11 protein-coding genes are annotated in these 9703 nt (G+C 41.6%); 8 read left to right on the top strand and 3 right to left on the bottom strand.

The genetic code is table 11. The features are described 5' to 3' along the window. From PX481_RS21660 to PX481_RS21635, 6 genes are all read left to right on the top strand, one after another. Positions 1 to 506: ferredoxin-like domain-containing protein (locus PX481_RS21660; protein ID WP_502888625.1), on the top strand; the 506-nt coding region annotated here is incomplete at its 5' end. A gap of 1 nt (position 507) precedes the next feature. After that, positions 508 to 1134, top strand: coding sequence for a precorrin-8X methylmutase (locus PX481_RS21655; RefSeq protein WP_043999110.1), 627 nt, complete (start codon positions 508 to 510; stop codon positions 1132 to 1134). Continuing rightward, entirely contained in the window at positions 1131 to 1835 is a 705-nt protein-coding gene (cobI, locus tag PX481_RS21650) for a precorrin-2 C(20)-methyltransferase (protein WP_288095923.1), read from the top strand. The genes PX481_RS21655 and cobI overlap by 4 nt, the downstream gene beginning before the upstream one ends. A 337-nt stretch (positions 1836 to 2172) precedes the next feature. Next, a complete protein-coding gene (locus PX481_RS21645) occupies positions 2173 to 4731 on the top strand; it encodes an SUMF1/EgtB/PvdO family nonheme iron enzyme (RefSeq protein ID WP_288095921.1) in 2559 nt (852 codons plus the stop codon). 324 nt (positions 4732 to 5055) lie between these two features. Continuing rightward, on the top strand, positions 5056 to 5295 hold the full coding sequence (locus PX481_RS21640) for a hypothetical protein (protein ID WP_002750429.1): 240 nt from the start codon (positions 5056 to 5058) through the stop codon (positions 5293 to 5295). After that, positions 5285 to 5623: a type II toxin-antitoxin system PemK/MazF family toxin gene (locus PX481_RS21635; RefSeq protein ID WP_002759771.1), complete on the top strand. Its 339-nt coding sequence runs from the start codon at positions 5285 to 5287 to the stop codon at positions 5621 to 5623. The genes PX481_RS21640 and PX481_RS21635 overlap by 11 nt, the downstream gene beginning before the upstream one ends. Before the next feature lie 338 nt (positions 5624 to 5961). On the opposite strand, the gene PX481_RS21630 is transcribed toward PX481_RS21635, so the two are convergent. Then, positions 5962 to 6294, bottom strand: a complete 333-nt coding sequence (locus tag PX481_RS21630; RefSeq protein WP_002736383.1) for a DUF5615 family PIN-like protein — start codon at positions 6292 to 6294, stop codon at positions 5962 to 5964. Then, positions 6284 to 6601: a DUF433 domain-containing protein gene (locus tag PX481_RS21625; protein ID WP_002750425.1), complete on the bottom strand. Its 318-nt coding sequence runs from the start codon at positions 6599 to 6601 to the stop codon at positions 6284 to 6286. Before PX481_RS21625 ends, PX481_RS21630 begins: the two co-directional genes overlap by 11 nt. Positions 6602 to 7037: 436 nt before the next feature. Here PX481_RS21625 and dprA point away from each other — a divergent pair, with 436 nt between their 5' ends. After that, on the top strand, positions 7038 to 8186 hold the full coding sequence (gene dprA / locus PX481_RS21620) for a DNA-processing protein DprA (RefSeq protein ID WP_288027022.1): 1149 nt from the start codon (positions 7038 to 7040) through the stop codon (positions 8184 to 8186). A gap of 9 nt (positions 8187 to 8195) precedes the next feature. Here the strand turns inward: dprA and trxA are convergent, their stop codons facing one another. Continuing rightward, the gene (trxA, locus tag PX481_RS21615) at positions 8196 to 8519 is read right to left on the bottom strand and encodes a thioredoxin (RefSeq protein ID WP_002759773.1); all 324 of its coding nucleotides are present in this window, start codon (positions 8517 to 8519) and stop codon (positions 8196 to 8198) included. A 377-nt stretch (positions 8520 to 8896) separates the two neighbouring features. Between trxA and PX481_RS21610 the strand changes: the two genes are divergently transcribed. Further along, positions 8897 to 9703 (top strand): acetate/propionate family kinase (locus tag PX481_RS21610; RefSeq protein ID WP_288095919.1); only part of this gene is annotated, 807 nt, incomplete at its 3' end.

Genomic DNA, 9703 nt, shown 5'->3' with positions numbered 1-9703 from the left:
GATTAGCGGCACTATCAGAAACTTTTGGCAGTGGTCAGTTACGATTAACCCCTTGGCAGACTGTTATATTACCCGATATTCCCGATGAAAAAGTGTCAGAATTGTTGCCAAAACTGGCATCACTAGGATTATCCGCTTCTCTTGGATGGGATGCGGGGATAGTTGCCTGTAGCGGTAAACCGGGCTGTGCAGCGGCGGCCACTGCAACTCAAATTCATGCTTCTCTCTTGGCAGATTATTTGAAAGAACGCTTAACCTGCAATTCTCCTGTTAATATTCATTTGACAGGTTGTGCTAAATCCTGCGCTCAACCAGGTCTAGCCGAAATTACCCTTTTAGGAACTACCATCGAGGAAAATGGCCAAATAATGGAAGCTTATCAAGTCTATGTGGGTGATAGTCAAAAATTCTTAAAAACACCCATATTTGAGGGAGAATTTACCAAGATTCCCCCGCTCATAGCCCAAATTTTAAGCTCCCAAAAATCGAAAAATTTAGATGAATAGAATGGAATACATTAAGAATGGTGAGGAAATTTACCGCAAATCTTTTGCTATTATTCGGGCTGAAACTAACTGGAAAAATCTCCCCGATGATTTAGCTCATGTGGCGGTTCGTCTAATTCATTCCTGTGGGATGACAGACATAACAAAAGATTTAGAAGCATCACCGGACGCGGTTAAAATCGGACGAAATGCCCTCGCTGGGGGTGCAGCAATTCTCTGTGATTCTCAAATGGTCGCTAATGGCATTACCAAAGCCCGTTTACCTAAAAATAATCCGATTATTTGTACCCTCAATCATCCAGAAGTGACCGAGTTAGCACGGCAAATTAATAATACCCGCTCCGCTGCCGCTTTAGAACTTTGGCGACCTCATTTAGCTGGAGCGGTGGTAGCCATTGGTAATGCACCAACCGCACTTTTTCGCCTACTAGAATTGCTCGATCAAAATGTAGATAAACCAGCTTTGATTTTAGGCTTTCCCGTGGGATTTGTAGGAGCGGCAGAGTCGAAAACAGAATTAGCAACTAATAGTCGTGGCGTGCCATTTATTACCCTGCACGGACGTAGGGGAGGCAGCGCAATCGCGGCAGCAGCAGTCAATGCTTTAGCAAAAGAGAACGAATTATGAATAAATTAGGCAAACTTTATGGATTAGGAATCGGGCCCGGCGATCCCGAATTGTTGACGCTAAAAGCACACCGGATTCTCACAACTGTTCCGGTAATTGCCTATCCTACCTTAGAAAGTGGCAAAGTTTTGGCACGGGCAATTGTGTCGGATTTTATCCGTCCCGAGCAGATAGAAATTCCCATGCCTTTACCTTTTAGTGTCGAGCGCAGTTCTCAACCTCATTATGATATTGCCGCCGAAAATATCGCCGAACAGTTAAACTTAGGTCTAGATGTGGCGGTGCTATGTGTGGGCGATCCGATGTTGTATGGCACGTTTATGTATATCTTTAATCGCTTGTGTGATCGCTTTTCAATTGAAGTCGTGCCGGGTATTTCTTCAGTGATGGCAAGTGCAGCAATGCTGGGTGTACCTATCACTTATCGAAATGACGTATTTAGTATCATGCCCGCTACTTTAGAGGCGGAAATATTGCGGGATCGCCTAGTATTTATTGATGCAGCGGCGATTATTAAATTAGGCAGACATTTCGCTAAAGTTCGCGATATTCTCGATGAATTAGGATTATTAGAACGCGCCCTCTACATCGAACGAGCAACCTTACCCAATCAGCAAATTATTCCGATTACAGAAGTCGATCCAGAGGCTGCTACTTACTGGTCATTAATTCTGATTCCTAGTAAAACTAAACCCCAATAACTCTATAGACACTAAGTTAAATCTTCTATCCCCTACCTGACAGAACCTATAGGGTTTAGATAATGTTATAAAAATGTCTTTTCTTCGTTGCTTTTTTTGTTGCATAGGAGGCTATATACAGCGTTTCTCGGATTGATAAGTAGGTAGGCGTTAAAAATTATCAGATGCCCCCCTTATCAAGGGGGGATTAAAGGGGGGACTAAGGGGGGATCGGCACCCCCCTTATCAAGGGGGGCAGGGGGGATCGAACCTAAAATCTATTTTTAATTTAATTATAACCAGCTACTTAAGGTAATCTATTTTCTTCTCCGTTCTCTGTCACCTAAAAATAACTACCATGTCCGATTTTCCTGAATCTATCCGCAATACTAGCGTCAGCGATCAAGCGACTAATAATGATGCTCTCGGATTTGAGCCTTATGTAATAGCGATCGCTGAATTTTTGTTGCATCAGCAGACACAACCACCCCTAACTTTATCGGTTGAGGGAGAGTGGGGTAGTGGCAAGTCTTCTTTTATGAAAATGTTAGAGGAATATTTACGAGAAAAGGGAGGTCGGACGGTTTGGTTTAATGCTTGGCGACACGATAAAGCGGAGTCGGTATGGGCAGCTTTTGCGCTGTCTTTTATTAAGCAGATTTCTACGCCCAAAAATTGGCGAGATTTGCCTCGAATTATCCTAGGACACTTTAAATTACAATTATTGCGTTTTAACCTAGAAAAAGGCTTATTTGAATTAATTAAAGCTTTACCAGTAATAATTTTTGTGATTTGTGCCTCAATTGCCATTCCTTTTATTTTAATCATTTATGGAGTTGAAGGAATTAACGAATTAATCAGAGCAGCAACCTCTCAAGATGTTTTTTGGAGCAAAATTAATTCAGTTTTTAAGTTATTATTTACTGCGGTCGGTGTCACCTTATCAGGAGCGGGGATTTTCGCTGGTATTAAGAGTTTATTGAGAAATTTTCAAAGGTTACTCCAAAACCCTAAAAACAACCTAATTAAATACATAGAAGCCCCAGATTATAAAAAACAATCGGCATTTGTAGAAGAATTTCATGAAGATTTTGCTAAAATTGTCGATGCTTATATTGGCAATGATCGGGTATATGTATTTATTGACGATTTAGATCGTTGTGAACATCCAAAATCAGCGGACTTGATGCAAGCGATTAACTTGATGATTGCTGATGATCCTTCAGTGGTGTTTATTTTAGGAATGGACAGAGAAAAAGTAGCCGCTAGTTTAGCTGTCAAATACGAAAACATTCTCAAGTATTTACCGTCGGAAATCACAGAAATTGATCCTGATATTTTGGCCAGACGTAGTGCTAATAAAGGGTTAGCTTATGGTTATACCTTTATTGAAAAGTTTGTCCAGCTTCCCTTTTTAGTTCCCCAACCATCCCGGTCAGATTTTGAGCGTTTTTTGATTCAGCTTGCTACTTCAACTCCTCCCAATTTACAGCCAGCTAAACCTCGTTTTACATTTTTTCAGTCATTCTGGGGTAAGTTTAAGTTAGCTTTACCCTGGAGAAATAATTCGCAAAAGCATCTCACTTCCCCAACAAGTAATCAGACAAGTGATTTAAAAAACTTGTCTCTAGATAATCCTTCGATAGAATCTGAACAAACCGAAAAAGAGAAAGCACGAGCATCTGTAATTAAGCGATTAGAAGCGATTCAAGTCAACAAATCTGATAATAGAGATTCCCAAACAGTGCGGAATGTCATTATGATGGTAGCTCCCGCATTGGATTACAATCCGCGACGGATTAAACACTTTATCAATGTCTTTCGTCTCAAGGTTTATATCGCTAATGAAACTGGTTTATTTTTTGAGGAGCGAGACAAGGATGATAATTTGTTAGAGCCTTCTTTGACTTTTGAACAGTTAGGTAAATTTACTGCCATTAGTTTAAAATGGCCATTGTTATTGTCAGATTTGGAAAATGATAAGCAAATTTTAGCAAAATTAGAAAAATTTGCACTAGATGAAGAAAAAACCCAAGAATATGAAGAGTCGATTCGCTATTGGGCTAGTCATACTAAGCTTAAAGCTTTAATGGCTTACGGTCATGAAAAATCGGCAGCTAACTCTAAATTTAGCTTGGCAGAGATAAATGTTGATAAATTATTACAAGTATCGCCCAAGATAATTCGGCAACCTGAAACTGTAATTTTACCAAACTTTAACCCAGAAATGGTGGATATACCCGCTGGTAAATTTAACATGGGTTCTAATGAGAATGAGAATGAAAAACCGATACATGAAGTAATTGTGCCAGCATTTCAGATAGGCAAATATCCTATCACCCAAGCACAGTATCAAGCGGTGATGGGATATAATCCTTCCAGGTTTTCAGGAAATCCCCAGAACCCGGTAGAAACCATTAATTGGTTTGATGCTCAAGAGTTTTGTGAAAAATTGAGCCAGTTAACCGGAAAAAACTACCGTTTGCCTACAGAAGCAGAATGGGAATATGCCTGTCGCGCTGGTACAAAAACCCGATTTAGTTTTGGCGATGATAAAGAGCAACTAGGAGATTATGCCTGGGTTGATGGTAATTCAAATAATACAACCCATCCTGTTGGGGAAAAGCGGCCTAATCCTTGGGGAATCTATGATATGCACGGCAATGTTTGGGAATGGTGTGCTGATCAAAATCATGAAAGTTATGCTCGCAAACCAGACAATATTAGAGAAAATGGCAGTCTTGCATGGAGAGATAACAATATAACTAATAAGTCATCAATAATACGGCGTGGCGGTTCGTGGTGCCGCGACCCTTTGGCCTATAGCTCAGCGTATCGAGGCAAAAGCGTTGCCGATATTCGCAACGATATCGGTTTTCGTGTTGTGTGCGATCTCCCCCAATCAGTTAACAGTTAACTGTTAACTGTTATCAGTTGGGAGCCACCATTGGCGCAATAATATTGTAGGGGCGAATTGCATTCGCCCTCTTTGAATAACTTCTACTGCTCACCTATAGGTGAGGGAAAGTCACAAATAGGAGATGCAGCCGATAATTTTCTGGAAATATAGTCTTTAAACCCTTGTCTGGCAAAACTACAAGGAATAATCAGCACTGATTATCACACAAAGTCGAGGAGAGCCATAGGGCGAGCCTGAGAATGGAGATCGCTGTAGTTGCCCGTCACCGCTTTTCAAGGTTACTTTAATGTTAGAATCGAATCACTTCTTTTAGGTTTTGCTATGCGTGCGATTGAAACCACTGGTATCCTCAATACCCAAGGGCAAATTCAACTTGATCATCCTATTCCCCAAGAAAAAGATCGGTTTGTGCGCGTCATTCTTTTGATGTCGGAGGATGAACTGAACGAAAAAAACTGGCTAGATGCCGTTTCCCATAACCCTAGCTTTGCTTTTCTGCAAGATCCCGAAGAAGATATTTATACCCTTAACGATGGACAACCTGTAACTAATGAAGGGTAAAATTGTATTAATTCAATTTCCCTTCGACGATTTATCTTCCAGTAAGGTTCGTCCTGCTTATTGCCTAACCAATCAAATTGGAGGCTATCAACACATTATCTTTGCCCTAATTACCAGTCGTATTCCAGAAAATCCCCTTCATACAGATATTATTCTGAGACCAGAAAATCCAGATTTTATGATCAGTGGTCTTCGCCAATCGTCAGCCATCAGACTCGATCATTTAGTAACACTTCGCTCTTCACTGATTCAGCGTGAACTAGGCTCATTATCATTAAAAACACAAACCTTAATTGTAGATATTTTGTCCGATATTCTACGTTCTTAAAAAAAATACGATCACTGATTTCTTCGGGGGCATTATTTAACGCAGTTTTTAGCTTTAAATTACGATAAATTTATCCGCTTTATACGTTACGCTATGCTAACCCATTCTACGGTTACTCATCGGCCATATTATCAGGAATAATGGGTATTTCCGTCACTCCCCAATCGGTCGGATAAAGCCCTCAATCAATGAAACGATAAACACCAGGAAAAGGCCAATACTACGGTTTTAAACATAACCCATGCCGCACAGGATTGTAATGAATATAATCACAGTGTAAAGATTCAATCTTGTAAATTGCGTTACCCAACCTACCTTTTTTCTCTGAATTATGATTTTTATAAAAACTCAACATTTTTATACATATAATCAGGCTCTAAACATTCCCAAATTAAAACTAAATCACTAATAATTTTGCCAATAGATTGACGTTGATGTGAATAAATAATCCCCCAATGCTCTAATCCCATTGAAGACAAAACCAGAAAATCATCATCAAAAGTAAAAATGACTCGGCCTTGCGATAAAGCATAAGCTAATTGTTCCTCATCGGAAGACCCCATCAGTCCTTTTTCTGGAGAAGTTGTAACATCAATCCCTCGCATTCTTAAACCTTTAGCGATCGCATTAGAGACGCTTTCATCTAGGTGAAACTTAAGCTTATTGGCCATTATTTCCCTTTAAAAGTTTTTCGACCAATGAAGGTTTATCCCCTTGTAACTGTTTAGCAAAATTTTCGCTGGATTCAATATCTTGGCGAATTTCTTCTCGATGATCATGGTAATAAGCTAAAGCTGCATAAACATCAGCTAAAGTAATCGTTGGATAATTATAAACAATTTCATCAGGACACATCGCCATTCTTTCATGCCAAATAACAATGTCTTGTACCTTAATACGATGTCCAGCAATACGAGGTTTACCGCCACAAACACCGGGTGTTACTTCAATATGCTGTTTAAGCACTAAAGATGACATAATAACTCATTTACTCTACTTCTAGATATCCTAGCATTTTTCTTGAAAAAACGCAACCACCGATCTTTTAGGATACGTTACCTAACGTGCCTTTTAATGTGAAACATTTTAGACATTTTCATATTATTATCCGTTACGCTATACTAAAATATTCTACCGTTACTGCTACAATTGGCTCCAAAGACCACTATAACCAACTAAAACCATGACTCAAGCCACTTTTGCAGAAATACTAGAAGCAACTGAACAACTTCCCCGAAAAGATCAAGAACAACTTATTCACATTTTAAAAAAGTGAAAGACATTGACGAGGCTCAACAATACCTCAACAACTAATGGAAGGGATTCCGGCAAGATTAAAATAAATTAAGGTCATCTGGCCGCAGTCAGTTTTAACCGACTGAAAATATTACTTGGTCTGAGGAGCTTTTTCAAATTGACAGACGATCGCGTTTATTGGTTAGCATGGTCAAGTATTGCTGGAGTTGGGCCAATTTCCCTGAAGCGACTCTATCAGCATTTTGGCAGTGTCGCTGTGGCCTGGAATGCCACCGATACTGCGATCGCAGAAGTGGCGGGATTTGGCAAAAAGTTAATGGTAGCGGTACGGGAAGGGCGATCGCAAATTGACCCAGAAGCTCTTTTCGCCGAACATATCCAGAAAAACCCCCTTTTTTGGACTCCTAGCGACCCAGAATATCCCCGCTTTCTCTGGGAAATTCCCAGTCCTCCCCCCTTACTTTACTATCAAGGAAAGGTCAATTTAGAGGAAAATCAGGGAAATATCCCCACCGTCGCCATTGTGGGTACTCGTAACCCCACGGATCACGGCCGGCGCTGGGCGCGGCGCTTAAGTACCCTTTTGGCCCAACAGGGATTTACTATTGTTTCTGGTATGGCCGAAGGAATTGATGGCGAGGCACACCAAAGCTGTTTAAAAGCGGGGGGAAGGACGATTGCCGTCTTGGGAACGGGGGTCGATGTGGTTTATCCTAGTCGTCATCGGCAGCTACACGCGGACATCCAAAAGCAGGGTTTAGTCATTAGTGAACATCCTGCGGCAACTCAACCGAATAAAGCCCATTTTCCCAGTCGTAATCGCATTATCGCCGGTTTAAGTCGCGCGACTATTGTTATCGAGGCCCCCGAAAGGTCTGGCTCCCTGATTACGGCCAGTTATGCTAACGAATTCGGCGGCGATATCTATGCTTTACCCAATTCTCCCGATATTGCCGCCGCTAGGGGCTGTTTACAACTGATTCATCAGGGGGCAGAAATTATCGTTTCTGAGGAGAAATTATTAGAAATGTTGGGGGCAATTCCCACCACGAACCAATCCGCACCGGTTAATCTCTCCCCTTCACTCCCTCTAGAGACATCCCCGGTCGTTAATGCTGCTCCTCCAGTCAATCTAGAACCTAGACTAGCACAAGTCTATCAGTTATTTGACAGAGATGCCCTGTTGTTTGACATTATTGTTCAAAAAATGCAAATCCCCACCTCAGAAGTGGCGGGGATCTTATTGGAATTAGAATTAATCGGTTTAGTGACTCAGTTACCCGGTATGCGTTACCAGAAAACCTAGTCAACTCCTCTACAGGTGTTTATCTATGGTGGTAGCTAAAGTGGTTTTCGGTACAGCCCCGACCACCATATCAACTTTTTGACCTCCTTTGAAGATCATCAGAGTGGGAATACTGCGAATCCCATACTGACTAGCGATAATGGGGTTTTCGTCGGTGTTGAGTTTCACCACCTTGACTTGCCCTTCGAACTGTGCGGCAATTTCTCCCACAACGGGAGCCACCATTCGACAGGGGCCGCACCAAGGAGCCCAGAAATCCACTAGGACAAGGTCGGCACTATCTAAAACTTCATCTTTAAAGGTGGCATCTGTAACGGCAGTAACCTCTGACATACTTAAGAAATCCTCTAGTAATCACGGTTATCTAGAATACGCAAAAATTCCGTTCTAGAGATTCGTGGTGCGATGTTGACATTCCACTGGTGAAAAGGACGAGAACTAGCTCTAAATCCACTATAGAGGCCTTAACTTGCATCAGAGGTAGCTTCTTGGATTAATTTCACAAGGGGTATTCTTCTATTTTATAACCCTAGAGGCTCTATTTTGACTTTTTTTTGATAAAGTTTTGTAATATTGCCCGAGTCAGGGATGGGTGATCACAGCCGGATAAAATTTTCTTGAAGAAAAACCCGAAAAGTCAGCGATTTTATCTAGACTTAACCTGAGTTTGATTATGATCGCCATAGGCCACCTCCTAATTGAGCTTTTCTATGAAAATTCTGGTCTTAAATGCGGGATCGAGCAGTCAAAAAAGTTGTTTATACGATTTAGATATTCTCCCCTCCCATCCTCCCCAACCAATTTGGGCAGCGGGGATCGATTGGACAGTTAACCCTGATTACGCGGTTTTAACGGTAAAAGCTCAGGGAATTAAACAGGAAATTAATCTTTCTAGTCAGGATCGTCCGGCAGGAATTGCTCGGATGTTAGATACCTTAGTCACTGGCGAAACTAAGGTAGTAGCCAACCTCGCAGACATTAGTATAGTCGGTCATCGAGTTGTCCATGGTGGCACGGAATATTCCCAGGCAACTATGATCACTCCCCAAGTCAAAGAAACGATTAAAAAGCTGATCCCCCTTGCTCCTAGCCATAATCCCGCTCATTTAGAAGGAATTGAAGCGATCGAGCAAGTTTTGGGCGATGTTCCTCAAGTAGCAGTGTTTGACACCGCTTTTCATCGTTCTATCCCTCCCGAATCTTCTCTTTATCCCATTCCCTACCAATGGAGTGAACTGGGAATCCGTCGCTATGGTTTTCATGGCACCAGTCATCAGTACTGCTCCCAACGAGCCGCCGAATTGTTAGGAAAACCCCTGGAATCCTTGAAAATGGTGATCTGTCATCTGGGCAATGGTGCTTCCCTATCGGCAGTCAAGGGGGGTAAAAGTATCGATACTACTATGGGATTTACTCCCCTAGAGGGATTGATGATGGGAACCCGCAGCGGTTCGATCGATCCAGGGATTCTGATTTATCTAGAGCGAGAATATCAATATAATCCCGATAGTTTAAAT

It is taken from the genome of Microcystis sp. M53603_WE2, from assembly GCF_030065435.1.
The sequence above is the reverse complement of the archived record's forward strand: the minus strand, read 5'-3'. Positions and strand labels throughout refer to the sequence as shown.

Excerpts from the sequence above, each read along its gene's own strand:
- PX481_RS21655 (WP_043999110.1), top strand. The coding sequence starts at position 508 with ATGGAATACATTAAGAATGGTGAGGAAATTTACCGCAAATCTTTTGCT.
- cobI (WP_288095923.1), top strand. The coding sequence starts at position 1,131 with ATGAATAAATTAGGCAAACTTTATGGATTAGGAATCGGGCCCGGCGAT.
- PX481_RS21645 (WP_288095921.1), top strand. The coding sequence starts at position 2,173 with ATGTCCGATTTTCCTGAATCTATCCGCAATACTAGCGTCAGCGATCAA.
- PX481_RS21640 (WP_002750429.1), top strand. The coding sequence starts at position 5,056 with ATGCGTGCGATTGAAACCACTGGTATCCTCAATACCCAAGGGCAAATT.
- PX481_RS21635 (WP_002759771.1), top strand. The coding sequence starts at position 5,285 with ATGAAGGGTAAAATTGTATTAATTCAATTTCCCTTCGACGATTTATCT.
- PX481_RS21630 (WP_002736383.1), bottom strand. The coding sequence starts at position 6,294 with ATGGCCAATAAGCTTAAGTTTCACCTAGATGAAAGCGTCTCTAATGCG.
- PX481_RS21625 (WP_002750425.1), bottom strand. The coding sequence starts at position 6,601 with ATGTCATCTTTAGTGCTTAAACAGCATATTGAAGTAACACCCGGTGTT.
- trxA (WP_002759773.1), bottom strand. The coding sequence starts at position 8,519 with ATGTCAGAGGTTACTGCCGTTACAGATGCCACCTTTAAAGATGAAGTT.